Genomic DNA, 23,801 nt, shown 5'->3' with positions numbered 1-23,801 from the left:
ATCAACGGCGGTGAGCCCCTCTTTCCTCACCGACCACAGTGTCCCATCACCACCGACCGCCGCCGTGGCCTTCAGGCCAGAAGATCGATCCGCGTTCCGACGGAGAGCTGTTCCGCCCGGCGGTACGCGGCCCAGGCGACGGCGAGGTCCTGCCAGGGGAGCCCGACGGGTGCGTAGACGGAGCGGCTCGTGCCCGGGGTACGGCCGGGATGGGCGCCGCCGAGCAGCTCACCGAGGGTGGCGTCCGCGGCCGTGGCCAAAAGCCCCGCCGCGGCCAGGGCACCCGTCGCCGCAGCCTGTTCGCGGTCGTCGACGACGAGGAGGGCGGAGGCGAACAGATCGGCGGAGAGTTCCTGCTTGCCGGGCTCATCGGCGCCGGGCGCGGTGAAATGCTGCCCGGGGCGACTGTCGGCGAGGCTCAGCAGGGGTGTGCGGGACCAGGTGGAGAGCAGGACGACATCGGCGACCGCGGCGATCCCGGCCGCCGAGCCGAGGACCCGGCCGTGATGCCGGGTGGCGAATCGTGTGGCGCGTTCCGGATCGATGTCGTGCACCACGAGTTCGCGGAAGCTGCGCAGACTCCGTAGTCCGCGAACCATGATCTCGGCCTGTGCCCCCGCGCCGACGATGCCCAGCACCGCTTCGCCCGTGGGGTCGGGTACGGCGAGGACGTGCGTGCCGAGGGCCGCGGCCAGTCCGGTGCGCCAAGCCGTGACGGTGGCGGAGTCGAGAAGGGCGAGGAGTTCGCCGTCCCGGCCGCTGTGCAGACAGACCACACCGCGCAGCGCCGGCCGGGCGCCGGGGAACTTGGCGTTGACCTTGACGGTGTACGCGTCGATGCCGGGCAGCAGTCCGGGAATGAGAGCCGTCGCCGTGCCCGGGAACGGCAGATCCGTGCGCACGCGCTGCCCGGCGACCGTCGGGGGGCCGGCGTGGCGAAAGCCCTCCCGCAGGGCCGCCAGGGTGGCTTCCGGATCGAGCACGGCCAGAAGGTCACTGCTGGTCAGGAGACGGGTCATGGGCCCATTGTCCGGTGCGGCCGGTCACGGCCCGCAGATGCCCCTGCCGCGGAGCGTTGTGGAAGCGTGCGGACAGGTCCGGTCACGCGTCCTCGTACGCCTCGCCCCCCAGCTCCAGCTCGGCCTCGCCCGCTGTGGCGTCGGCCAGCCAGCCGCGGAACGACTCCACGTCGGCTTCCGGCAGCCCGATCTCGATGACGACGGCCTCCGCGTAGCGGACCTCGCGCACGGTCCGTCCGGTGGCTCGGAGATCGTTCTCCAGCTTGCCGGCACGCTGATGGCCGACGGTGATCGTCGCGAGGCGGAACCGCCGGCGGGTGACGGTGCCGAGTTCGTCGAGGGCCTCGCCGACCACTCCTCCGTACGCCCGGATCAGTCCGCCCGCGCCGAGCTTCACACCGCCGTAGTAGCGGGTGACGACGGCGACGACGTATCGCATCTCCCGGCGCGTCAGCATCTGCAGCATGGGTACGCCGGCGGTGCCACCGGGTTCTCCGTCGTCGCTCGCCTTCTGCACGGAGGCGTCGGCGCCGATCACGTAGGCGAAGCAGTTGTGGGTGGCGGTCGGGTGTTCCCTGCGGACGCGTGCGACGAAGTCCTGCGCCTCCTGCTCGGTGGCGGCGGGGGCGAGCGCGCAGATGAAGCGCGACCGATTGATCTCGGTCTCGTGCGCGCCCGCTCGGGCGACGGTCCGGTACTGCTCCTGCATCCGGCCACCCTATGCCCCGGCCGGGAATGGTCCCGGGCCCCCGTCCGTTGTCCGGATCATGTACGCGGACGCAGAGACGATCAGCAGGATTCTCCGGGACTCGGGCGAGACCTGGGCCGTGGTGGGCCTGTCGGACAACCGGTCGCGCGCGGCCTACGGCGTCGCCGAGGTGCTTCAGCGCTTCGGCAAGCGCGTGGTCCCGGTGCACCCGAAGGCGGAGCGGGTCCATGGCGAGGAGGGCTATGCCTCGCTGGCCGACATACCGTTCCCGGTCGATGTGGTGGACGTCTTCGTCAACAGCGAACTGGCGGGCGCTGTGGCCGACGAGGCGGTGGCGGCCGGGGCGAAGGCGGTCTGGTTCCAGCTCGGGGTGGTCGACACCGAAGCGTACGAACGCACGCGCGCGGCCGGGCTCGACATGGTCATGGACCGGTGTCCCGCGATCGAGATTCCCGCGCTGGACCGGTAGCGGCGGCACAACCGTCTCCCGTGCGGATGTGCGTGGTGTCACATCCGGCGCCCAGCTGGGAGAATGACGGGCTGTGGGTACTACGACTGCGCGTGCGACGACCCTCCGCCACGGCCTCGCCGGGCTGTCCGGGCAACTGACCGATCTGGGCGTGGAGCGGAACGGCGTTCTGCTGGTGCACGCGTCGATGCGTGCGGTGGGGTCGGTGAGCGGCGGGGCCGGGGCGGTGGTCGATGCGTTGCGGGACGCCCTCGGAGTGCGCGGCACACTCGTCGTTCCGGCGTTCACCCCGGAGAACTCCGACACCTCCGCGCACTACCTCGACCGCGTGCGCGCTCTCACCGAGCGGGCCCGGGAGGCCGTGCGTGCGAGCATGCCGCCCTTCGACCCGGCGGCCTCGCCCGCACCGTCGATGGGACGTCTCGCGGAGACCGTACGGCTCACCGAGGGGGCCGCCCGCAGCGACCATCCCCAGACGTCCTTCGCCGCGCTCGGTCCCTCGGCCCGGGAGCTGCTGGCGCACCACCGCCCCGACTGCCATCTCGGCGAGGACTCCCCACTGGCCCGCCTCTACGAACTGCGGGCCCAAGTGCTGCTGCTGGGCACCGGGTTCGACACCTGCACCGCGTTCCATCTCGGTGAGTACCGGATGCCAGCCCCGCTCCGCCGCACCTACCGCTGTGTGGTGACCGCTGCGGGACGGCGCCAATGGTGGGAGTACGAGGACGTCGCGCTGGACGACAGCGACTTCGCGGCCCTGGGAGCGGACTTCGCCCGCGCGGACGACGGCGCGGCCGTGCGCACCGGTCCTGTGGGCTCGTCGACGAGCCGTCTCTTCCGCATCACCGACGCCGTCGACTTCGCGTCCCGCTGGCTGCCGTCGCACCGGGGCGGCGTACCGGTCCGGGCGACCGGCCGCGCGCCCCGCTGAGCTCAGCCCCGGACGCCCAGTCCCTCGACGACCACCGCTCCCGGCAGCGCCGCCAGTGCCTTGCCCGGGACGATCAGCTTGCCCCGTCGGCTGCCGCTGCCGATCAGGACCCATGCCTCGTCGACGACGGCGGGATCGATCAGCAGCGGCCATGCGGCCGGGAGTCCGATGGGCGTGATTCCGCCGTACTCCATGCCGGTCTCGCCGACCGCCGTGTCCATCGGTGCGAAGGACGCCTTGCGGGCGCCGAGGTGCTTGCGGACCGCACCGTTCACGTCGACGCGGGAGTGGGAGAGGACGAGGCAGGCCGCCAGTGTCACCTCGCCACCGCGCTTGCCCGCCACCACGACGCAGTTGGCCGACCGGTCGAGCAGCTCCGCACCGTGGTGCTCGACGAAGACCGCCGTGTCGGCGATGGCCGGATCCGTGTCGACATGAATGATCTGCTCGGCGGGGACACCGCCCCAGCCCTCGCTCACGGCGGCGGCGACGGGCGGGGTGAGCAGGTCGAGGCGGTCGGCCGCCGGACCGGCGTCCTCGAAGGATCCGATGGGTGCGCGCATGCGCGCCACGCTAACAGCGTCCCGCAGGCCGTCGGCCGGGCGTCTCACCGTACGGGCGGGATGGACACCGCCATGGTGATCTCGGCGGGCTCCGAGCCGTCGTTGCGGTAGGCGTGCGGGTGGTGCGCCTCGAAGGTGGCGGAGCTGCCGGCGGGTACGGCGTACGAGGTCCCGTCGACGACCAGGGTGAGCTCGCCCGCGGTGACGTGGAGCAGCTCGACGGTGCCTTCGGGGTGCGGGTCGGAGGCACTGCCGTCGCCCGGCATCAGGCGCCACGACCAGAGTTCGAGAGGCCCCCTGGCCTCCGTACCGACGAGCAGGGTGGTCGAACTGCCCGCCTCCGTCGACCACATGCGTACCGCCTGGTTCTCGGGCACCAGCCGCACCGGTGAGCCCTGCTCGTAGTCGAGCAGGGTGGTGATGCTGACGCCCAGCGCGTCGGCGAGCTTGACCGTGGTGCCGACGCTCGGGTTGGTGCGGGCCTGCTCGATCTGGATGATCATGCCGCGGCTGACCCCGGCACGGGCGGCGAGTGCGTCCAGAGTGAAGCCGCGTTCCCCGCGCCAGCGCTTCAGATTGCGCGCGAGCGACTGGGTGAGCTGATCGAGGTCAGACACATTCCGTCCAATATTTTGGATGACAGGGTCGAAAATACTGCACTACGGTGTGGTGCACCCACTGTTCACCGCACTGTACTGCGAGGCATGCAATGACAGCAGTGTTCGCCTTGGCCACCAGCCTGCTCTGGGGGTTGGCCGACTTCGGCGGCGGGCTGCTCACTCGACGCACGCCCGCGCTCACCGTGGTGGTCGTCTCGCAGACCGTGGCCGCCGTGGTGCTGGGCGCCCTCGTGATCGCGACCGGCGGCTGGAGCGAGGCGGGACCGCGGCTCTGGTTCGCCGTCGCCGCCGGGGCAGTCGGACCGGTCGCGATGCTGAGCTTCTACAAGGCCCTGGCACTCGGCCCGATGGGCGTGGTCTCCCCGCTGGGATCACTGGGTGTCGCCGTGCCGGTGAGCGTCGGGATCATCGTCGGGGAACGACCGGGACTGCTGCAGTTCGCGGGCGTCGCCGTCGCCGTGGTGGGCATCGTGCTGGCCGGCGGTCCGCAGTTGCGCGGGGCGCCCGTGCAGCGCCGGGCAGTGCTGCTGACGCTGGTGGCCGCGTTCGGCTTCGGGTCGGTGATGTCCTTGATCGCGGAGGCGTCCACCGACGTCACCGGACTCTTCCTGGCACTCTTCGTCCAGCGCCTCACCAATATCGCGGTGGGCGGTACGGCCCTGTACGCATCGGTGCGCCGCGGGGCACGCGCGCTGCCGGAGGAGGGCGGGGGTGCCGCGGTGTCGGCCGCGCTGCCCGCCCTGGCGTTCGTCGGGCTCGCGGATGTCGCGGCCAACGGCACGTACTCGTTGGCCGCACAGCACGGCCCGGTCACCGTGGCCGCCGTGCTCGCCTCGCTCTACCCCGTGGTCACGGCCCTGGCCGCGCGCGGAGTGCTCAAGGAACGGCTGCGCGGGGTACAGGCGGCCGGGGCCGGCCTCGCCCTGGTCGGCACGGTGCTGCTGGCAACCGGCTGAGGCACCGGATCCCGACCGCCTCAGTCCCCCGACGGGCCCGACGCCTCGCCCGGCTCCGCCAGGGCGAGGAGCTGCTCGGGCGTGACACCCGACGGGATCGGCACCGGGGCCGGTGTACGCAGCGGCGGCTGCCAGCCCTTCTCCTGATCCCAGCTGCGCACCACACGAGCGGGAGCGCCGGCCACCACCGCCCGGTCGGGCACCTCCCCCCGCACCACCGCCCCCGCCGCGACCACCACGTTGCGCCCGAGCGTGGCCCCCGGGAGGATCACCGCTCCGGTGCCGATCCAGCAGCCCGGTCCGATGGAGACGGGCTCCATGCGGGGCCACTGCTTGCCGACCGGCTCGTGCGGATCGTCGTAACTGTGGTTCGTGGACGTGATGTAGACATACGGTCCGCAGTAGGTGTCCGAGCCGATGGTCACCTTGGTGTCGGCGACGACATGGCTGCCACGACCGAGCACCACTCCGTCCCCCAGGGTCAGGATCGGCTCCGGGCCGAGATCCAGGTCGGGCATGAGTCCGGCGGTCAGCGTGACCTGTTCACCGATCACGCAGTGGGCGCCGAGCTCGATCCACGGCTCCCCGAAGACGGTGCCCTGCGGGAAGGCCAGCCGGGTGCCCGCGCCGATCCGGCCGAACCGCAGTGGGCCGGGGTGTTCCGCGGTGACCGCGCCCGACTCCTGCAGCCGGCGCCAGCCGCGGTGGACGGCTCTGGACAGGGCGCGCCGCCGCCAGGCGGCGAGGGAAGAGAACGTGTTCCTGTTCTTCGGCACTCGCCCACGGTAGTCGGCGGCGCCCGGCACGATCACCGCGACCTCCTGTGATGTTCACCCCACTCGGCGGCAGCCCGCCGCCCGTCGCATACCGTTCCCCTGAGCGATCGGACGACCGCGACCGCACCACACCTGAGCACGGAGGAACGGGCGATGTCAGAGCAGGCGTTGATCACCGGAATGGGCGGCAAGGAGCCGATCATCGATGCGGATGCCTTCACCGCACCGACGTCGGTCGTGATCGGTGAGATCACGATGGCCGCGGGCTCCAGCGTCTGGTACCACGCCGTACTGCGCGCCGACTGCGGTCCCATCTCCATCGGCGCCGACAGCAACATCCAGGACAACTGCAGTGTTCACGTGGACCCCGGGTTCCCCATCACGGTCGGCGCGCGTGTCTCCGTCGGGCACAACGCCGTGCTCCACGGGTGCACCATCGAGGACGACGTTCTGGTCGGCATGGGGTCCACCGTCCTCAACGGTGCCCGCATCGGGGCCGGTTCACTGATCGCGGCGCAGGCACTGGTCCCGCAGGGGATGCAGGTGCCGCCGGGATCGCTCGTCGCGGGCGTCCCCGCCAAGGTCAAGCGGCAGCTGACCGAGGAGGAGCTCGAAGGCATCAAGCTCAACGCGGTCGGCTACGTGGAGCTCGCCAAGGCGCACCGACAGGCACACGAGAGCTGAACGGGGCCGAGGGCGCGGCGGACGGTTCCGCCGGCCCGCCTCGCCATCGGTCGGCATCCCCGCCGTCCGGTCGGCAGTTCGCCGCCGGTCAGTCCCCGGCCGGCACGGCCCCCGCGTCGGGCGCGGGTGCGGCCGACGACTGTGCCGCCGCCTTCTTGGCCCGGCTCTTCAGGATCAGCATCGAGCTCACACCGATCAGGACCGCGACCACCAGGCCGAGGTAGGAGAACCGCTTGAGCCAGGCCTCGGCGACGACGCCCACCGAGTAGACGACGGCCGTGGTGCCGCCGGCCCAGACGATGCCGCCGAGCACGTTCGCGATCAGGAACCTCCAGTACGGCATGTGCAGCACGCCGGCCAGGGGCCCCGCGAAGATGCGCAGCAGTGCGACGAAGCGGCCGAAGAACACCGCCCACATGCCCCACTTCTGGAACGACCGCTCCGCCATGGCGATCTGGCTCTCACCGAAGTGCTTGGGGAACTTCCCGCCGAGCCGGGCCAGGAGCGGCCGTCCGCCCTTGCGGCCGATGGCATATCCGATCGAGTCACCGATGACCGCGCCGGCCGAGGCACAGGCCCCGAGGACCCATGGGTTGATCCCGTCGTGCCCGGCCGCCAGGAGTGCGGCGCTGACCAGGACGATCTCACCCGGCAGCGGAATGCCGAGGCTCTCAAGTCCGATGACGACGCCCACCAGGACGTACACGCTGACCGCGGGAACGGTCTCCAGCCACTCCTGGATGTGCAACGCTGGTTCCTCCCGTGATGATGTCTCGTGGCTCGCCGGTCAACTCCTCGGCGCACGGCGGGAATGCTACCTGGCCCGCCATCGGCCCGGACAGCACGAAGGGCCGCCGCGCTCGCCCAGGTGGGGGTGCGCGGTCGGCCCTTCGGGGAGCCGCCCGGGATCAGGCGTTGGGGCGCAGCGTCCAGACGACCGTCATCTCACCGGTCACCGCGCCGTCCGCGCGCCGGATCTCGACGAGCACGGGGAACTCGGGCCGCTTGCCCTCGTCCAGTTCGGCGACGACGTCGGCCACCGGGCGACCGAGGGTGGCCGTCGCCGTGACGACGCCCTTGGCCAGTTTCCGGTAAGCGATCTCCGCCTTCACCGCCAGCGGTACGGCGCGTGACAGCTGGTCGCCGAAGGCGGCGATGACGATCGCGCCGCTCGCCGATTCCGCGAGCGTGAACATCGCACCGGCGTGAGGTCCGGCGAGGTGGTTGTGGTAGTCGGCCTGGTCCGGCAGACGGACCACCGCGCGCTCAGCGGTCGTCTCCAGGAATTCGAGATTGAGGGTCCGGGCCATCGGAACCGTCGCGGCGAGCATCTCGCCGACGGTCATCTGTTCAGCGCTCATGACCAGATGTTACTCACCAGTAAATGGATTTGGCCATCCGCGGGATCCCCATGCCCCCTCACCTGGTCGCCGCCTTCACCCTCCGCTCACGGGGGGCGGGCATGGCCCAGCGGTCACCGCCCCTCTATCGTTACTCGCCATGTGGCCAGGACAGCAGCCGCCCGGGGGCGAGCAGAACCCGCAGGACCAGAACCAGAACCCGTATCAGCAGCCGGGGTACCAGCAGCCGAATCCCTATCAGCAGCCGGGGTATCAGCAGGGTCATCCCGGACAGCAACCGGGGTATCCGCAGCAGGGCCAGCAGCCCGGCTACCCGCAGCCGAACCCGTACCAGCAGCCGACCGTGCCGCAGTACGCGGTCCCCGGTCCGCCCGGTGGTCCGCAGCCGGACGGCGGAAGGAAGAAGACCACCGCCGTCGCGATCGTCGCGGCCACCGCCGTCGTCGTGGCTGCCGTGGTCACCGGTGTCGTCGTGATGAACAAGGACGACAACAAGGGCAAGGACGTCGCGGACGACAAGAACTCCTCGGCGCCCGCCAAGCCGTCCGACTCCGAGTCCTCGTCCGAGGCGAACCCGCGCGGCACCGACGGGGACGCCAAGCCCCTGATCGCCGGCTGGAAGGTCGTCACCAACCCCAAGTGGGGCACGCAGTTCGACGTGCCCGGGGACTGGGAGGTCAGGTCTCCCGGCACGTTCTCGTACTTCGAGGACGAGAAGAAGGGTGACGGCTCGCCCCTCATCGGTTTCTCCGCACCGTCGCACTACCGGAGCAAGTGGTGCGTGGCCGACTCCGACAAGGAGGAGGACATGAGCCTGGCCAGCGCCGGCACCAGGGGCGCCCAAGGCGCCACCGACGCCGCCAAGAACGCCCACAGCGAGGCCGGTACCTGGGCGTGGGCCGCCTACGCGCAGCACATGCCGGAGAGCACCATCAAGTTCACCGAGGCCAAGCAGTACACCACCAAGTCGGGTCTCACCGGCCAGGTGGTCACAGCCACCGCCCCGAACGTCACGAAGCGGAAGAAGTGTGACAGCGACGGCAAGACGATCGCCTTCACCTTCAGGAACAAGCAGGGCGACTTCGCTTCCTGGGTCCTCTACGGAGCCCACAACGTCAAGGGCGAACTCCCGGACGCGACGATCCAGCAGATCCTGAGCACCGTGCGGCTGGTGGACGTCGCCCCGTCCTCCTGACCCTCACCACCGCCGCCGGGAAAGCAGTCGGCACGGTGGGGTCGCGGCGGCGATGGTCCCCTGGTGACTGACGCTTCCGCCCCCGCTCCCCCTCGGCGCCACCCCGGGCGCGACTATCGGCTTCTGACCACCGCCGCGATCATCACGGGCCTGGGCACCCATGGCGCGCTGATCGCGGCGGCGTTCGCCGTTCTGGAGTCGGGCGGTGACGGCGGCGACTCGGTCCGGTCAAGGCCCTGGTCGGTGGCAGTCAGGCCCTGGGGGGCCGCGCGGCCTTGATCGTCCTGGTCACCGGCGCCGTGCTGTTCGTGCCCGAGGTACGCGATCCGACCCGCGCCGCCACCACCGAGGTGGTGGCGGCCAGGCTCCGCGGCCGCCCTCAGCCGATGCCGAAGGCTCCGTCGGGCGGCTCGGGTGAGGCGACCGCCTCGCCGTCCCCGACCGGCCGGGCGGCGCCGGTGAGCCGGTCCAGCGCCGGGCCGTGCTCGACCCTGGCCGGGAAGGCGTCGGCGGCGCAGCGGCGGGTCAGCGTCGCGGTGTCGATGGGGCTTCGGGACGCGACGAGGAGGACGTTGCCGAAGCGCCGGCCGCGCAGCACCGCCGGTTCGGCGATCAGCGCGAACTCCTCGAAGACGGCCGCGAAGGTGGCCAGCTGGGAGCGGAGGAAGTCGAACGGCGCGCCGTCCGCGAGGTTGGCGGCGTACGTCCCGCCGTCGCGCAGCGCACGGCGCGCGGCCCCGGCGTACTCGACGGTGGTGAGGTGGGCGGGTACCCGGGAGCCGCCGAAGACATCCGCGACCAGGACGTCGAGAGACCCGGGCGGCGTCCGTTCCAGCCGGCTGCGCGCGTCCTCGCCGTGCACGGCGATCCCGCTGCCGTCGGGGAGCGGCAGCCGCTCGGCGACCAGGGCGAGGAGCCCGAGGTCGGCCTCGGCGACGTCCTGGCGAGAGCCCGGCCTGGTCGCCGCCACATAGCGGGGCAGGGTGAGCGCGCCGCCGCCGAGGTGCAGGACATCCAGCGGTGCGCCCGGTGCCGCGGCGCAGTCCACGACGTGCGCGAGGCGTCGTACGTACTCGAATTCGAGATGGTCCGGCGCATCGAGGTCGACGTACGACTGGGGTGCGCCGTCGACGGTGAGCAGCCAGGCCCTGTCCCGGTCGACGTCCGGCAGGAGCCTGGCGGTGCCCTGGTCCACGTCCCTGATGACGGGTATCGACTCGTTCACTCCCCCATTGTGCGGTGAACGATCAGCCGCTCATGACCGCGGCGACGGCTTCGGTGTGCGCGGCCGACCGCGCAAGCCCGGCGCGGGCCGCCGCGGCCCGGCAGGCCGGGTCGAGGGGGTTGCGGCCGAAGGCCTTCTTCGCCGCCGCGTCCGGGGTGATGACCTCCACGCGGGCGCCCTTCGCGGCGAGCTCGGCCGCCTGCGAGCACGGCAAGACGATGGCCTTGCTGCCGCTGGCCGTCGGAGCGATGACGAAGACACGCCCGTAGCCCTCGGCGAGACGGGCGTCGGCCGTGGCATGCGCTCCTCCGTCGATCCAGGAACGTCCGCCGAGCTGCCGGTGATCACGTCGACGCCGCCTAAGGGCTGTCCCGCAATCCGTGGTGGATCAGCGCGCGGCGTCAGATGCGGTGCATCGCAAGGCGGAGGGACGTCCGCATACTGGATGTATGCGGATGTTCCGACAACGCGGCGAGGATGGGGCCTCCCCTGTTCGAGCGCAGCCGAGAGCTTGGGGAAGTAGCTGTCGTCGCGCGCCTGCCAGGGATGACGGGACAGCCCTTAGGCCCACGCCCGCCTTCGCGAGCCCGTGGAGAATTCCGGTCTCCCAGGCGCTGCTGCTGACATCGCAGGCACCGAGCACCAGTGCCGTTCCTGCCATGCCGTCAGTCTTGCGCAAGGATCGGGCCCGCCTCCCGTGGGGTACGGGAGGCGGGCCCCCGGTGCGGCACGTCTCAGAGCAGTCCGGTGACGGTGCCCGCGCCGACGGTGCGGCCGCCCTCGCGGATCGCGAAGCCGAGTCCGGTCTCCAGCGGGACGTCACGGCCCAGTTCGACGGTCAGGTCGACCGTGTCACCGGGGCGCGCCACCGCCACCGCGCCGAGGTCGACGTCTCCGACGACGTCCGCGGTGCGGATGTAGAACTGCGGTCGGTAGCCGGTCGTGACCGGGGTGGTCCGGCCGCCCTCCCGCGCCGACAGGACGTACACCTGCGCCGTGAAGCGGCGGCTCGGCGTCACGCTGCCGGGCGCCGCCACCACATGGCCGCGGCGGACCCGGTCACGCTCCACGCCGCGCAGCAGCAGGGCTACGTTGTCGCCGGCCTCGGCGGACTCCATCGGCTTCCCGAAGGTCTCCAGGCCGGTGACGACCGTCTCGATGTCCGGCCCCAGCACCGACACCCGGTCGCCCACCCGCACGGTGCCGCGCTCGACGGCCCCGGTGACGACGGTGCCCCGGCCGGTGATGGTCAGGACGTTCTCCACCGACAGCAGGAACGGCGCGTCCGTGTAGCGGACCGGCATCGGCACATACGTGTCGACGGCGTCCAGCAGCGCCTCGACGGCCGAGGTCCAGCGCGGGTCGCCCTCCAGGGCCTTGAGGCCCGACACCCGGACGACGGGGACGGCGTCGCCGCCGTAGCCGTGCGCGGAGAGCAGCTCGCGGACCTCCAGCTCGACGAGGTCGATGAGCTCCGGGTCGCCCGCGTCAGCCTTGTTGAGGGCGACGACGATGTGGTCGACGCCCACTTGGCGGGCGAGCAGTACGTGCTCGGCGGTCTGCGGCATGATGCCGTCGAGCGCGGACACGACGAGGATCGCCCCGTCGAGCTGGGCGGCGCCGGTGACCATGTTCTTGATGTAGTCGGCGTGCCCCGGCATGTCGACATGCGCGTAGTGACGGGTGTCGGTCTCGTACTCGACGTGCGCGATGTTGATGGTGATGCCGCGCTGCGTCTCCTCCGGCGCCCGGTCGATCCGGTCGAACGGAACGTACGTCCCGGTTCCGCGGTCGCTGAGGACCTTGGTGATGGCCGCGGTCAGGGTGGTCTTGCCATGGTCGACGTGGCCCATGGTGCCGATGTTGAGGTGGGGCTTGGTGCGCACGTATGCCGTCTTGGGCATGGCTCGTTCCTTGGAATTCGAAGCTGAGTGAGAAGACCCCAGGGCCCCGCCGACCCTCCCCTTGCGGGGTCCGCCGGACTGTCGGGGGAGGGTCAGCTTCGGGCGCCGCCGATGGACGCTGCGGCAGCGGTGAACGCTGCTGCGACGACTGCCGCTGCGGTGACGGGGCTCACGGCAGCCTTCGGCGCGTCCGCGACTGCGGACGACGCTGCGAGGAAGGCGTACCGGAACATGGCTCCGATGATGGCCGAGGAACATGGTGACGTCGAATGGTTTTCCGGCGCGGACGGCGCGGGCGCACACGGGAGTTCGGCCTCCGCTCCGGCGTCTCGGCCGCGTCGCACTCACGACATCGGCGCGGGTCACCCTGTACGTATCGTTCGCATTGCGGCGATCGCGCACGGGCGTCGGTTAGTCTCCCCGCATGCTCGACCCCGTCCCCGCCGCCCGGCCCGCCACTGGCCTCGCCGTGCGCTGCACGAGGGCTCTGCTCTCGCCCTGGTCCCGGTTCTCGCTGCTCGTGGCGGTGCTGCTGGGCGCCGCGGCGACCACGCTGCTCCTCGATCCCCAACGGCTGCTCGCCACCGGCTGGCCCACCCGGCTGAGCGGGGGCGCCGCCGCGGTCGTGCTGTTCGGCGTCGCATACGGCGTGTGCACCGTGGCCTTCGTGCCGCGGCCGTTGCTCAATCTCGCCGCCGGTGCGCTGTTCGGTTCGCAGTCGGGGCTGGCCGCCGCGCTGGCGGGCACGGTGCTCGGCGCGGGCATCTCGTTCGCGCTGGGCCGGGTACTGGGGCAGGACGCGCTCCGTACGCTGCTGCGCGGGCGCTGGCTCAAGGCGGCGGACGGCCAGTTGAGCCGGCACGGATTCCGCTCGATGCTGGCCTTGCGGCTGTTTCCCGGTGTGCCGTTCGCCGCGGCCAACTACTGCGCGGCGGTCTCACGCATGCGGTATTCGCCGTTCCTGATGGCCACGGGGCTCGGCTCGGTCCCGAACACCGCCGCGTATGTCGTCGCGGGCAGCGAGGCCTCGTCACCGACGTCGCCCGCGTTCCTGGCCGCCACGGGGTTCATCGTGCTGACGGGGGTCGGCGCGGCCGTCGTCGCCTGGCGCAAGCGCCACCGCCTCGCCGCCGAGTGATCCGGTACGCGCGGAGGTGGCGGGCAGTGGTGCGGTGGGCGGCGCAGGGGTACGCGTAATGCTGTTCATCTGAGGGCGATACCCTGCCCGCGACCGACCGAAGATCTCCGGGCGCGGCACGGCCCTGCCCTCATTCGACTCCACATCCGCACGCTGCCGACGGCTCTCACGGCCGTCGGCCGATGCACGATCACCTCCGGGATGGCCAAAGCCCCATGAGCTGGTTCGAATCGTTCGTCCTGGGCCTCGTTCAGGGACTGACCGAGTTCCTGCCGATCTCCTCCAGCGCGCATCTGCGGCTCACCGCGGCGTTCGCCGGCTGGCACGACCCGGGTGCGGCGTTCACCGCCATCACCCAGATCGGCACGGAGGCGGCAGTCCTCATCTACTTCCGCAAAGACATCGTCCGGATCGTCTCGGCCTGGTTCCGTTCGCTGGTCGACCGGTCCATGCGGAGCGACCACGACGCACAGATGGGCTGGCTGGTCATCGTCGGCTCGATCCCCATCGGTGTGCTGGGCGTGACCTTCAAGGACCAGATCGAGGGCCCTTTCCGGGATCTGCGGCTGATCGCCACCACGTTGATCGTGATGGGCATCGTCCTGGGCATCGCTGACCGGCTCGCCGCCCGCGACGAGGCGGGCGGCAGGCACCGGGCCAGCAAGGAGCGCAAGACGCTCAAGGAACTCGGGGTCAAGGACGGCCTGATCTTCGGTTTCTGCCAGGCGATGGCGCTGATTCCGGGTGTCTCCCGCTCCGGCGCCACCATCAGCGGCGGTCTGCTGATGGGCTACACCCGCGAGGCGGCGGCCCGCTACTCCTTCCTGCTGGCGATCCCGGCGGTGCTGGCCTCGGGAGTCTTCGAGCTGAAGGACGCGGGGCAGGGACATGTGTCCTGGGGGCCGACCATCTTCGCCACACTCATCGCGTTCGGCGTCGGCTATGCCGTCATCGCCTGGTTCATGAAGTTCATCACGACCAAGAGCTTCATGCCGTTCGTCATCTACCGCGTGCTTCTCGGGCTGGTTCTGTTCGCGCTGGTGGCGGCCGGGGTGCTGAGCCCGCACGCGGGCGAGTCCGCGGGGTAGCCGGGGATCGCTCCAGGGCTCGGTGCCAGTGTCGCCTCAGGCAGCGTTCGCCCTGCTGATGTCCGGCGGTGTCAGCTTGTGCCGAGAGCCTCGGTCTGCTCCGCGTCGAGTTGGTGGTCGGCCCAGATGTAGCTTTCGGGAAGCAGGTCGGCATCGGCGGGGCACGTAGGCGCTGCCGCCGCTGTGTACGGTCCGGTCTTTTGGGGTGCTGGTAAGAACCGTGTCACCAGCCGCAAACGGCGGTGATCAGTCCTTTGACCTGGAGGGTCGGGGCAGTTCTGCCGTGTTGGTCGCCTCGGCGAGCGCGAGACGGCCGCCCTTCAGTTCGGGCACGTAGTTGTAGATGGTGTTGCGGGAGACCCCGAGGAGCTTCGCGATCGAGGTGACGGTGTTCTCCGGGCGGGCGAGCAGGTCGCGGGCGTGACGTACCTGTTCGTCGGTCATGGCCGGCGGGCGGCCGAGCCGGGCACCTCGGGCGCGGGCAGCGTCCAGGCCCTCGTTGGTGCCCTGGACGATGAGTTCGCGGATGAACTCCGCGAGGGCCGCGAAAACATGGAAGACCAGGCGCCCGCCGGGCGTCGTCGTGTCGAGCGCCTCGTGCAGCGAGGTGAAGCCGACGCCGCGCTTCCGCAGGCCGGACACGATGGCGATGAGGTCCTGGAGAGAGCGGCCGAGCCGGTCCAGCGACGGGACGACGAGGGTGTCGCCCTCGCGGAGGAAGTCGAGGGCCTTCCATAGCTCCTCGCGCTCGGCGTTCCTGCCGGACTTCTTGTCGGCGAAGATCCGGATGCACCCTGCTTCGGTGAGCGCGTGGACCTGCCGGTCGAGCAACTGCCCCTTGGCGGACACGCGTCCGTATCCCACAAGGCCACCGGTCCGTACGGCCGGGACGGGGGCGAGGAGATCGGCGGTGTCGTCGTCCTGGGGTGGCTGCACCCGCCAGATCGTACAGAAAACGGTGCTCCTCAAGTTCTTGAGCACATCGACTTTCTGACACCGTTTTATGGGCATGATCCGGCGTCGATCCGGCCGCGCACTGCCGCTTACCGATCTTGCGCATCAATCGGTCGATAGATGAGCAGCGGCACATCGCAAGCGAGCTGAACCGCAAAGGGTTCTTCGCGAAGAACCCTTTGCGAAGAACCCTTTGCGGACTACGGTGTGTTGCATGGCTGATGCAGTGGAGAGGCCGGATGGCCCGAACGTTGAAGAGGACTCGGTTGTCCTGGATGCCAAGGGGCTGCGTGCCCTGGCGCATCCGGTGCGCGTGCAGTTGGTCGGGCTGCTGCGGAAGTACGGCCCGTCGACTGCCACCCGCCTCGCGGAGCGGCTGGGCGTGAATTCCGGTACGGCCAGCTACCACCTCCGGCAGCTCGGCGCGGCCGGTTTCGTCGAGGAGGACACCGAACGCGGCAACGCGCGAGAGCGCTGGTGGCGTTCGGTGCATCGGACGACCTGGTTCAACGATCCGGAGCTGGCCGAGCGGGAGCCCGAGGCCGCACTGGCCTACCTGCAGTCCGTCGCCGCCATCTACACCCTGCGCACGCAGCAGACCCTGAACGGGCTTCAGACGATGCCCGGCGCATGGCGGAACACCTTCGACATGAGCGACTGGGCCCTTCGGCTCACGCCCGAGGAAGCCGCCGCCCTGGAACGTGAGTTGACGGAAGTCATCACGCGCTACCGGCGAGACGACCCGGATTCGGCGGCAAGTGCCCCCGAGGGAGCCGAACGGGTCGCCGTGATCACGCAGATCCTGCCCGAACTGGATGCGCCTGCCGCGTCGTCGCTCCCTTCTGGCCCTCAGGAAGCGGAAGGAAGCCCGACGTCATGACCGACGACGCCTCGGAGGCCGACGGCATACCCGGCAAGAGGTCCTTACGGCCGCTGGGCGGAGTGCTGGCGGCCATGGCCGTATCGCTGACCGGCACCCGGATCTCCGTTGTGGCACTGCCCTGGTTCGTCCTCGTCACCACCGGCAGCGCCACCCAGACCGGACTGGTCGCCTTCTGCGAGATGACTCCCTACGTGGTGGTCAAGGCGTTCACCGGACCGCTGGTGGACCGGATCGGCCCGCGGGCCATTTCCTGGACCACCGATCTGGCCAGCGCGACCGCCGCCGCCGCAGTTCCCCTGCTCCACACCCTGAACCTGCTCTCCTTTCCCCTTCTGCTGGTCCTGGTCGCGCTGATCGGCGCGGCCCGGGGACCCGGCGACCTGGCCAAGGAGGTGATGGTCCCGGAGGCAGCCGAACGTGGCCGGGTGCCGCTGGAGCGGGCCACCGGTCTGTCCGGCGTGATCGAGCGGCTCGCCTCTACCGTCGGTCTGGCGGTCGGCGGATCCCTGGTGGCACTGCTCGGTCCCCTGACGGGGCTCGCCGTCAACGCGGGCTGCTTCGCCCTCGGATCGGTGATCATCAAACTCGCGCTGCCTCGCGGCATGGGGCACGCGGCCGAGGAAGCCCCCTCGCCGGCCGGGGAGACGGGACCGGGCTACTGGCGGCGGTTCGGCGAGGGCTTCACCTTCCTGCGCGGTGAGCCGCTGCTGCTCACCGTCATCGTCATGGTCGGCATCACCAACCTGCTGGACGCGGCGATCACTTCGGTGCTCGTACCCGTCTGGGCCAAGGAGTCCGGCAACGGGCCGACCGCGATCGGCCTGATGGGCAGCATGATGGGGGCCGCGGGGGTCGGCGGGAGCCTGATCGCCGCAGTGGTCGCGCACCGGCTGCGGCGGCGGGTGGTGGTTCTCACTGGCTTCCTGCTGGCCGGGGCACCGAGGTTCCTGATCCTCGCCTTCGACGCCCCACTGGGGGTGGTACTGGCCGTCTTCGCGGTCAGTGGGTTCGGTGCCGGCTTCGTCAACCCAGTGCTGGGGGCCGTCCTCGTCGAGCGGGTGCCGCGCCGGATGCTGGGCCGGGTCAACGCGCTCGGTGACTCGCTGGCGTGGGCCGGTATCCCTCTCGGCGGACTGATCGCCGGGGCGGCGGTGACCGCTGTCGGACTCGTGCCGGTGCTGCTCACCTGCGGGGTTGCGTACTTCCTCACCACGAATCTGGCTGGACTGCGGCCGGAATGGCGCGAGATAGACCGAACGCGCGGGCGGGGCGTCCTGAAGCCGCATTCCAAGGAAGACGCCTCACAGGACAGTGCAAATGTAGCGACATAACCTTTACGGGAGGGAGGCGGACCATCTGGCCTTCTCCTCCCTCTCAACGCTCCTTCTGACCTCGCCCACGCTTCACGCACGCTCAGATGACTGCTGGTCGGCGGCGTCCGTCGGAACTCGCGGACCCGGAAGTTTGACCGCAGCAAGGTCGAGGCGGGTGTCCATGTCGAGGTTGACCTCCCCGTACGGACGCACGTGCGACCAGAACAGCGGGGTCAGGCCGCGCCGGTCGGCAGGCGTAAGGAAGTCGGCCCACTCCGGTTCACCGAGGATGTCCTGAAGTATCAGGGTGTTCACGTAGACCAGGGCCGATTGCAGAATCCGCAGGCACAGTACGAACATCTCCTGCTCGTCGCGCCGGTTCGAGGCGATCTCCCCGCCCTTGCCGTAGGCGATCACGGAGTTGGCGCCGTTGGAGGATTCCATGACGTTCAGGCCCTCCTCGATCTCCCGCTGGAGGTCCCGCAGCCGCAGGTAGCGGGCCACGAAGATGGTCCTCTGGGCGCGGCCGACCTCCAGCATCGCCGCGTAGGTGGGGTGGGAGGCGTTGCGGCTGAAGCGGCGCAGGATCGCCTCGGTGGAGGCGGTACGGGTCCGGATCGCGGTCGCATACTTGATCATCTGGTCGCACTGCTGGGTGATGAGTTCCCAGCGGATCGGGCGGGTCAGCGCCGGGGTCAGCTGCGGGTAGGCGTCCGGCTCGCCGGCCACGGGCGGGTACAGCTTTACCTTGTTGATCCGCTTGATGCGCGGCAGGAGGTCGAAGTTCAGCAGCGTCGTGATGCCGAACCCGATTTCCGACTGGCCATGACTGTCTGTGTAGTTGGCCTCGACGTCCATGGTGGTGCCGTGCCGCAAGGCGCCCTCGATCATCGCGGCGACCTCCGAGGCGGTGCAGCTGATCAGTTGGGAGTGGATGGCCAGCGACTTCTTCTCCACGTGCCAGTAGATGAGCACCCCCCGACCGCCGTAGCGCGAGTGCCACTCGGTGAACAGGTTCTGGTCGTAGGCGCGCACGTGGGTGGAGTCGGAGGCGACCGCTGTGGAGCCCTGGCCCCACAGCTCGGTGCTGCGGGCGGCGAAGGTGGCGTTCGCGATCTGGACGGCGATGGCGCGGGCGGCCTCCGCCGACAGGTACCGGCGGCGCACGTAGCGCAGTTCGTCCTCGGTGGGGCCGTGGCCGCCGGAGGCGACGGCCTTGATCCCGGTGTTCGTGCCGTAGGCGTAGATCACCAGCAGCAGGCCTTCGGCCAGCACCTCCGGCGAGAGGCTGCCGCCGCCGGAGACGGAGGTGACCGCGTCCAGGCAGCCGCTCCGCAGCACCGCTTCCTTCAGCATGTCGACGAGCGGCACGATGCCCCACCGCCTCTGTACCTCGCCCTTGACCCTGCGCAAGTTGCGCGGCTCGGGCTGGGCCTCGGCCGCCGTGAGCCGGATCGCCCCGGACTTCCGTTCCGCGATGTCCAGCCAGGACAGCTTGGGCATCTTGTCGTGGAGCAGGGTCAGTTCGGCCGTCATCTGCTCGCGCAGCTCGTCGACGAACACCGCGGCGTCCAGTGGCTTGCGCAGCTCCCGGTAGTTCACCGCCCGCCGGGCCTCGAAATCCTGCGGCAGGTCCTCATCCGGGTTGCGTTATTTGTCGGCGCCGACCACCCAGATCTCCTTGCACTTGAGCTGGTCGCGCAGGGCCTGGAAGGCGCCGACCTCGTAGACCATGCGCCCGCCAGCCGGACACGACCTTCGGCGCGACGTCGATGAACAGATCCCGTGGCAGACCGATCGCCCGCACCGCCAGCAGCTTGTCGATCTCGGTGAGCATCGTCTCCAGGCTCACGTTGCCCGGCGCTTCCTTGACCTTCGCCAGCACCGGCGGCGCGTCCTCGCCCTCCGCGCCGCCGCCCGCGGTTCCGTCGTCGTCCTGGTCGTCGGTGCCACCCGACACCAAGGCCACGATCCGCTCCACGCTCTCCGCGGTCAGCCGCGAGGAAATCAGAACAGTCAGCGACTCCTCAGCCGTCCGCAGGGCAGCCGCCACAATGCGGTCGCACCGGCCCGTCGTGGGCGGCTCGATGCTCTCCGTGCGGCAACGCGCCAGCAGTTCCACCCGGACCTGCTCGGGCCTGCGTTCCCTGTGCGCGACGTGCTCTGCCAGGTACTCCGTCAGCTTCTCCGCGTCCGCGACGCTGCACTCACGGAAGCCCAGGTGCTGCCGGATCTGTGCACGGTGGTACTCGACCGTGCGGCCCGTCCAGTCGTAGGACTCCAGTTCCGAGGCGGGAACCTGCACCTGCCGGGCGACGAACTCCACGGCTTCACCGGGCAGCTCTGCCCGGTTTCGGGGAAACCGGCCGTACTGCGTGTAGAACTTCAGCAGCACGGCGAAGCCCAGTCGCGTCGCACCGCGCTTGCCGGACACGAGTGCCTGCTCGTCCTTCAGCAGCGTCCAGTGCTCGACGAGGTCATCCAGGTCCAACGGGGGTACGGGCCACGATCGCCGACCGTCCTCGCAGAGCTTCACTCACCGCAGCCGTACGGCCCAGGACTCACCCACATGGGTGACACCGTTGCAAGATCACCGCCGATTGCGGCTGGTGACAGCGTTCTTACCGGCACGTCGGCCGTGGGTTCGGCGTGACTGTGGTGCTTTTACTGGGAACCCACGGCGTCTTCGGCTGGCAGGCTCGAAGGTGCAGTGGGTTCGTCGCTGCTGAATCGGCAGGATGCCCATGCGCCCTCGGTGATGAGGATTCTTGAAAACGGCCCATGAGACAGTCGGGCACGGCTCACCGATCGTCACCGAGGAGAAGGATCCATGAGAGCGTTGCCCGCCGTCACCGGCCGTGATGAGTTCGATGCCCTGGTCGTCAGAACCGACTACCACGACGACCAGGCGTGGCAGGACGTGGCGGCGGCGCTGATGAAGCCCTGGGGAGACAGGCAGTACGAGGCGCACGTCCACTTCATCGACCATCTGGCCTGGGCAGGGGCGACCGTTGACAAGGTGCTGACTGCGGTCTGCGCTGATGACGACCTAGCCGTTGTCTTCCTCGCCGACCGTATAACCATGCAGGCCGAAAGCCACGCGCTGCTGGCTGTCACCACGCTGACGCGGGAGGAGTGCGTGAACGATGAGGACTACGAACAGCTAACCGAGTTCGGCCGCGATTTCCGCACCATCCCCGCAGGGGTCCACGACGTCCACGCGAACCTGAGCATCGGCAACCTGGGCTTCGAGGAGTACGCGGCATGGGCTCACGGTGATCCCGAGGGGATCTACCGGTCCTTCTGAGCGGGGCTCACGAAACTGCGGCCAGAGCCAAAATCAAGAATCTTCATCATCGGCGGTCTGCTCGATCTGGTCGTCGAGCAGGTTCTGGGCGATTGCCGCGTAGCGGCTCGCGGTGGTGTGGGACAGGTTGAAGACCAGGGCGAGGTGTAGCGGGTCGGCGCCGACGGTCAGCGCCTCGTGCAGTACCCGGTCGCCGCGGATGCGTTCGAGGTAGATGCCCTGGTGCAGCAGGTGCCGCTTGAGGTATTCGGCACTGACAGGCCCGGTGGGCGGTCTTCGCGTTGATAAATACGTGCCGGTTGGGAGTCTTCGGCCAGGTGATGCGTCGCTGGGCGAGCCAGGCCAGCAGGGTCTGGTGAGGCAGTTCGCCGAGCCGTTGGGCGTGTCCGACGATGGTGATCCGGCGGTTGGGCAGGTCGAGGTCGTCCAAGGTGAGGCGTCGGATGGCCGTAGCCCGGGCGGCGTGGACGGCGGCGAAGGCGACGATCAGCCGTTGTGCTGGGGTGACGGCGATCCGCTGGACGGCGAGGACCTCGGCGTCGGTCATCGGCAGCAGGCTGCGAGGGATGTCTTCGGTCTTGAGGCGGGTGGTGGGGTTGGCGAAGATCAGGCCGCGCTTCTTGGCGAAGCGGAACAGTGAGCGTAGTGCGGCGATGGCGTTGCGTCGCTGCCATCCGCGTAGGGGTGACAGCGCAGCCGTGACGTCGGCGGCGGTGATCTCGCGCAGGTGCCCATGGGTCGTCGCCCAGTTCTCCAGCAGGGGGCGGACGCAGCCGAAATAGACGTAGAGGCAGGTGTGGGACCGGGGCTTGGCACGGCTGTCACCGTCGAGCAGGACCAGCAGCCAGGCGCGAACGTCACTAGCAAGGCTGGCGGGTAACTCGGTGGTGCGGTCCTCGATCCAGGAGCGGATCGCCAACACGCTGTCGTCTTCGAGCAGTTCGAGGTCGGTGAGGACCTCGGCGACCCGATGGCTGGAAGCATGTCGCGGTACTCGCGTACGGACTTCGGTGAGCTTCACGGGTTTGCCGGGCGGGCGGTCCTCCAGCACCGCCGTCAGGCCGTCCATCGCGCACCGGAGGAGTGACGCGGACCATCCGTTGGCCTCGCCGATCTGCTTGGCGTGGGCGGCAGCCGACCGGAGCAGGGAGTTGTTCGAGGTCAGGGCGGGGTGCTGCCAGCGTGGCGGGGGTGGGATGCCTGCTTTGCGTCGGTGGTAGGAGGCCAGGGCACGGCATTTATGGTCGCAGTAGGCCCGGTCTCGCCGCGATCCTTCGGGCAGCGGCTTGCCGCAGTGCACGCAGTTCATCGAGGAGGCAGGGACCTGCCGGTGCGGGGGCGCGGGGTGATGGCGCGCGGCTGGCCCACCACGGTGGCCTGCGAGTCGGTCGCCGGTGTTGGCTCCGGCACTCGCTCCGGCTCGGGCAGGAGCAGTTCCTCGACGCCGCAGCCGAGCACGGCGCAGATGACGTCCAGCTCGTCGAGCTTGACGGTGTTCGGCTGGCCGGACCACAGGCCCGACATCTTGCCCATGCTGATCACCACGCCGCGTTCGGCGAGCATCCGCTGGAGTTCGCTGGCCTTCCAGATGCCGCGGTTGGCGGCCGCCAGGCGAAGGTTCCACTTCACTGGGCCAGTCCTTTCCACCGGTCGGTGGCGCGCTGTTGGCCGGCGACCCAGGCGTCTTCGACATGGGTGCCGTGGACGTGGATGTACCGGGCCGTGGTGCCGGTCCAGGCATGTCCAAGTAGCTCCTGGATGGCGAACAAGGCCATGCCGGCGAGATAGAGCTGGGAGGCACAAAAATGCCGCAGCACATGCGGGGTGAGCTTCCCGGCCCAGGTGGGCAGGTGCTGAGCTGCGGCATCGGCCAGCGACCGGCGGAAGACATCGGCGGTCGCCCGTGAGCAGGAGCCGTCCCGATTCTTGCGCTCGGAGGGGAACAGCGGGGCGCCCGGTCTGGTGTGGTCGGCGTCGAAGTGGCCCCACACGTCTTCGATGAACCACCGCAGGCTGCGGGCGGCTCCGTTGATCAGCGGCACCAGCCGTGGCTTCGGTCCCCGCCTTCGGGATCCCTTGCCGTGCCGGACGTTGAGCTTGCCGAAACGGCCCAGTTCCCACCGGACGTCGTCCAGGTCGAGCATCCGTGCCTCGTTGATCCGCAGCCCCACGTCCGCCGCCAGCCGGGCGACCGCGTAGTTGCGGGCGGCCGGGCCGAACTTGCGGCAGGTCACCAGCTCCTCGCGCCATCCAGAGAACAGCGTCTCGATTTCCGCTTCGCTGGGCGGGATCCGCAGTTGCGGTTCCACCGAGGCCCGCGGCCGGTTCATCTCATCCAGCGGGCACTCGGCCACACGGCCGGTGAGGTTGTGCAGCTGGACCTTGTGCCGCAGAGGAACTGGAAGTACACCGTCAGCGCACCGGCCCGCCCGGTCCGCGTCGAGGGCTTGGCGTCGCGGAGCACCTTGCCGAAATAGACGTCGGCGTCGGCCGGCTCCATCTCCCACAGCGGATGGCCGAACCAGTCCCGGATCAGCTCCAGGTGGTTGGTGTCGTTGCGGATCGTGCTGTCGACCAGACCGGCCGACGCCCGCGCGAGCACGAACCCCGCCAGCACATCGGTCTCGAACTCGGCGAGATCCTCCTCGCTCACCGGTGCCCGGTACTCGCGTAGATCGCGTACTACGGCCAGAGCCAACCCACGCC

28 protein-coding genes and 1 pseudogene are annotated in these 23,801 nt (G+C 70.0%); 11 read left to right on the top strand and 18 right to left on the bottom strand.

Going from position 1 to position 23,801, the window contains the following annotated elements; genetic code table 11:
- Positions 1 to 71 precede the first annotated feature (71 nt).
- Both ACZ68L_RS27815 and ACZ68L_RS27810 read right to left on the bottom strand, forming a co-directional pair.
- Positions 72 to 1,019 (bottom strand): ornithine cyclodeaminase family protein, encoded by a 948-nt coding sequence (locus ACZ68L_RS27815; RefSeq protein ID WP_469581755.1) that lies wholly within the window; start codon positions 1,017 to 1,019, stop codon positions 72 to 74.
- 82 nt (positions 1,020 to 1,101) lie between these two features.
- Positions 1,102 to 1,728 carry a YigZ family protein gene (locus tag ACZ68L_RS27810; protein WP_469581753.1) on the bottom strand — a complete coding sequence of 209 codons (627 nt, stop codon included), beginning with the start codon at positions 1,726 to 1,728 and terminating at the stop codon, positions 1,102 to 1,104.
- A 58-nt stretch (positions 1,729 to 1,786) separates the two neighbouring features.
- Here ACZ68L_RS27810 and ACZ68L_RS27805 point away from each other — a divergent pair, with 58 nt between their 5' ends.
- Together ACZ68L_RS27805 and ACZ68L_RS27800 are read left to right on the top strand one after the other, a co-directional pair.
- Entirely contained in the window at positions 1,787 to 2,197 is a 411-nt protein-coding gene (locus tag ACZ68L_RS27805; RefSeq protein WP_469581751.1) for a CoA-binding protein, read from the top strand.
- Positions 2,198 to 2,270: 73 nt separating this feature from the next.
- Positions 2,271 to 3,128: an AAC(3) family N-acetyltransferase gene (locus ACZ68L_RS27800; protein ID WP_469581748.1), complete on the top strand. Its 858-nt coding sequence runs from the start codon at positions 2,271 to 2,273 to the stop codon at positions 3,126 to 3,128.
- Between the two features lie 2 nt (positions 3,129 to 3,130).
- On the opposite strand, the gene ACZ68L_RS27795 is transcribed toward ACZ68L_RS27800, so the two are convergent.
- Positions 3,131 to 3,691 (bottom strand): YbaK/EbsC family protein, encoded by a 561-nt coding sequence (locus ACZ68L_RS27795; RefSeq protein WP_469581745.1) that lies wholly within the window; start codon positions 3,689 to 3,691, stop codon positions 3,131 to 3,133.
- Between the two features lie 44 nt (positions 3,692 to 3,735).
- Entirely contained in the window at positions 3,736 to 4,308 is a 573-nt protein-coding gene (locus tag ACZ68L_RS27790) for a helix-turn-helix domain-containing protein (RefSeq protein ID WP_469581743.1), read from the bottom strand.
- Positions 4,309 to 4,400: 92 nt separating this feature from the next.
- Between ACZ68L_RS27790 and ACZ68L_RS27785 the strand changes: the two genes are divergently transcribed.
- Positions 4,401 to 5,267, top strand: coding sequence for an EamA family transporter (locus ACZ68L_RS27785; RefSeq protein ID WP_469581740.1), 867 nt, complete (start codon positions 4,401 to 4,403; stop codon positions 5,265 to 5,267).
- A gap of 20 nt (positions 5,268 to 5,287) precedes the next feature.
- Here the strand turns inward: ACZ68L_RS27785 and ACZ68L_RS27780 are convergent, their stop codons facing one another.
- Positions 5,288 to 6,043 carry an acyltransferase gene (locus tag ACZ68L_RS27780; protein ID WP_469581737.1) on the bottom strand — a complete coding sequence of 252 codons (756 nt, stop codon included), beginning with the start codon at positions 6,041 to 6,043 and terminating at the stop codon, positions 5,288 to 5,290.
- 153 nt (positions 6,044 to 6,196) lie between these two features.
- On the opposite strand from ACZ68L_RS27780, the gene ACZ68L_RS27775 reads away from it, so the two are divergent.
- Positions 6,197 to 6,727 (top strand): gamma carbonic anhydrase family protein, encoded by a 531-nt coding sequence (locus tag ACZ68L_RS27775; protein WP_469581734.1) that lies wholly within the window; start codon positions 6,197 to 6,199, stop codon positions 6,725 to 6,727.
- Positions 6,728 to 6,815: 88 nt separating this feature from the next.
- Here the strand turns inward: ACZ68L_RS27775 and ACZ68L_RS27770 are convergent, their stop codons facing one another.
- Together ACZ68L_RS27770 and ACZ68L_RS27765 are read right to left on the bottom strand one after the other, a co-directional pair.
- Positions 6,816 to 7,475 carry a DedA family protein gene (locus ACZ68L_RS27770; protein WP_469581732.1) on the bottom strand — a complete coding sequence of 220 codons (660 nt, stop codon included), beginning with the start codon at positions 7,473 to 7,475 and terminating at the stop codon, positions 6,816 to 6,818.
- 160 nt (positions 7,476 to 7,635) lie between these two features.
- Positions 7,636 to 8,073, bottom strand: a complete 438-nt coding sequence (locus ACZ68L_RS27765; protein ID WP_469581898.1) for a DUF4442 domain-containing protein — start codon at positions 8,071 to 8,073, stop codon at positions 7,636 to 7,638.
- Positions 8,074 to 8,227: 154 nt separating this feature from the next.
- On the opposite strand from ACZ68L_RS27765, the gene ACZ68L_RS27760 reads away from it, so the two are divergent.
- Together ACZ68L_RS27760 and ACZ68L_RS27755 are read left to right on the top strand one after the other, a co-directional pair.
- Positions 8,228 to 9,283, top strand: coding sequence for a DUF8017 domain-containing protein (locus ACZ68L_RS27760; protein WP_469581728.1), 1,056 nt, complete (start codon positions 8,228 to 8,230; stop codon positions 9,281 to 9,283).
- A gap of 63 nt (positions 9,284 to 9,346) precedes the next feature.
- Positions 9,347 to 9,502 (top strand): annotated as a pseudogene (locus ACZ68L_RS27755) (MFS transporter); the annotation flags it as partial.
- Positions 9,503 to 9,662: 160 nt separating this feature from the next.
- On the opposite strand, the gene ACZ68L_RS27750 reads toward ACZ68L_RS27755, so the two are convergent.
- From ACZ68L_RS27750 to ACZ68L_RS27735, 4 genes are all read right to left on the bottom strand, one after another.
- Complete coding sequence (locus ACZ68L_RS27750) at positions 9,663 to 10,508, bottom strand: spermidine synthase (RefSeq protein WP_469581725.1); 846 nt, start codon at positions 10,506 to 10,508, stop codon at positions 9,663 to 9,665.
- 22 nt (positions 10,509 to 10,530) lie between these two features.
- The gene (locus ACZ68L_RS27745; protein ID WP_469581723.1) at positions 10,531 to 10,722 is read right to left on the bottom strand and encodes a hypothetical protein; all 192 of its coding nucleotides are present in this window, start codon (positions 10,720 to 10,722) and stop codon (positions 10,531 to 10,533) included.
- Between the two features lie 520 nt (positions 10,723 to 11,242).
- Entirely contained in the window at positions 11,243 to 12,412 is a 1,170-nt protein-coding gene (tuf, locus tag ACZ68L_RS27740) for an elongation factor Tu (protein ID WP_469581721.1), read from the bottom strand.
- 92 nt (positions 12,413 to 12,504) lie between these two features.
- Positions 12,505 to 12,645 (bottom strand): hypothetical protein, encoded by a 141-nt coding sequence (locus ACZ68L_RS27735; protein WP_469581718.1) that lies wholly within the window; start codon positions 12,643 to 12,645, stop codon positions 12,505 to 12,507.
- Between the two features lie 191 nt (positions 12,646 to 12,836).
- Here ACZ68L_RS27735 and ACZ68L_RS27730 point away from each other — a divergent pair, with 191 nt between their 5' ends.
- Together ACZ68L_RS27730 and ACZ68L_RS27725 are read left to right on the top strand one after the other, a co-directional pair.
- On the top strand, positions 12,837 to 13,550 hold the full coding sequence (locus ACZ68L_RS27730) for a TVP38/TMEM64 family protein (protein ID WP_469581716.1): 714 nt from the start codon (positions 12,837 to 12,839) through the stop codon (positions 13,548 to 13,550).
- Positions 13,551 to 13,765: 215 nt separating this feature from the next.
- Positions 13,766 to 14,638, top strand: a complete 873-nt coding sequence (locus tag ACZ68L_RS27725; RefSeq protein ID WP_469581714.1) for an undecaprenyl-diphosphate phosphatase — start codon at positions 13,766 to 13,768, stop codon at positions 14,636 to 14,638.
- 246 nt (positions 14,639 to 14,884) lie between these two features.
- Here ACZ68L_RS27725 and ACZ68L_RS27720 read toward each other — a convergent pair whose 3' ends face one another.
- A complete protein-coding gene (locus ACZ68L_RS27720) occupies positions 14,885 to 15,574 on the bottom strand; it encodes a recombinase family protein (protein WP_469581711.1) in 690 nt (229 codons plus the stop codon).
- Between the two features lie 232 nt (positions 15,575 to 15,806).
- Between ACZ68L_RS27720 and ACZ68L_RS27715 the strand changes: the two genes are divergently transcribed.
- Positions 15,807 to 16,472 (top strand): ArsR/SmtB family transcription factor, encoded by a 666-nt coding sequence (locus tag ACZ68L_RS27715; RefSeq protein WP_469581708.1) that lies wholly within the window; start codon positions 15,807 to 15,809, stop codon positions 16,470 to 16,472.
- On the top strand, positions 16,469 to 17,806 hold the full coding sequence (locus ACZ68L_RS27710) for an MFS transporter (RefSeq protein WP_469581706.1): 1,338 nt from the start codon (positions 16,469 to 16,471) through the stop codon (positions 17,804 to 17,806). Before ACZ68L_RS27715 ends, ACZ68L_RS27710 begins: the two co-directional genes overlap by 4 nt.
- Positions 17,807 to 17,878: 72 nt before the next feature.
- Here ACZ68L_RS27710 and ACZ68L_RS27705 read toward each other — a convergent pair whose 3' ends face one another.
- Both ACZ68L_RS27705 and ACZ68L_RS27700 read right to left on the bottom strand, forming a co-directional pair.
- Positions 17,879 to 19,390 carry a transposase gene (locus ACZ68L_RS27705; protein ID WP_469581704.1) on the bottom strand — a complete coding sequence of 504 codons (1,512 nt, stop codon included), beginning with the start codon at positions 19,388 to 19,390 and terminating at the stop codon, positions 17,879 to 17,881.
- 34 nt (positions 19,391 to 19,424) lie between these two features.
- A complete protein-coding gene (locus tag ACZ68L_RS27700) occupies positions 19,425 to 20,324 on the bottom strand; it encodes a DUF4158 domain-containing protein (RefSeq protein WP_469581702.1) in 900 nt (299 codons plus the stop codon).
- Positions 20,325 to 20,618: 294 nt separating this feature from the next.
- Between ACZ68L_RS27700 and ACZ68L_RS27695 the strand changes: the two genes are divergently transcribed.
- Positions 20,619 to 21,095 carry a DUF6924 domain-containing protein gene (locus ACZ68L_RS27695; RefSeq protein WP_469581699.1) on the top strand — a complete coding sequence of 159 codons (477 nt, stop codon included), beginning with the start codon at positions 20,619 to 20,621 and terminating at the stop codon, positions 21,093 to 21,095.
- A gap of 46 nt (positions 21,096 to 21,141) precedes the next feature.
- On the opposite strand, the gene ACZ68L_RS27690 is transcribed toward ACZ68L_RS27695, so the two are convergent.
- Genes ACZ68L_RS27690 through ACZ68L_RS27675 form a run of 4 tightly spaced genes read right to left on the bottom strand, consistent with a single transcriptional unit; the run spans position 21,142 to position 23,793 of the window.
- Positions 21,142 to 22,404, bottom strand: coding sequence for a hypothetical protein (locus ACZ68L_RS27690; RefSeq protein WP_469581696.1), 1,263 nt, complete (start codon positions 22,402 to 22,404; stop codon positions 21,142 to 21,144).
- Positions 22,401 to 22,724, bottom strand: coding sequence for a helix-turn-helix domain-containing protein (locus tag ACZ68L_RS27685; protein WP_469581693.1), 324 nt, complete (start codon positions 22,722 to 22,724; stop codon positions 22,401 to 22,403). Before ACZ68L_RS27685 ends, ACZ68L_RS27690 begins: the two co-directional genes overlap by 4 nt.
- On the bottom strand, positions 22,721 to 23,425 hold the full coding sequence (locus ACZ68L_RS27680) for a tyrosine-type recombinase/integrase (protein WP_469581690.1): 705 nt from the start codon (positions 23,423 to 23,425) through the stop codon (positions 22,721 to 22,723). Before ACZ68L_RS27680 ends, ACZ68L_RS27685 begins: the two co-directional genes overlap by 4 nt.
- Complete coding sequence (locus ACZ68L_RS27675) at positions 23,422 to 23,793, bottom strand: hypothetical protein (RefSeq protein ID WP_469581687.1); 372 nt, start codon at positions 23,791 to 23,793, stop codon at positions 23,422 to 23,424. The genes ACZ68L_RS27680 and ACZ68L_RS27675 overlap by 4 nt, the downstream gene beginning before the upstream one ends.
- Positions 23,794 to 23,801 lie beyond the last annotated feature (8 nt).

It is taken from the genome of Streptomyces sp. NPDC104309 (assembly GCF_055584025.1).
This window is presented reverse-complemented; position numbering and strand designations above follow the sequence as displayed.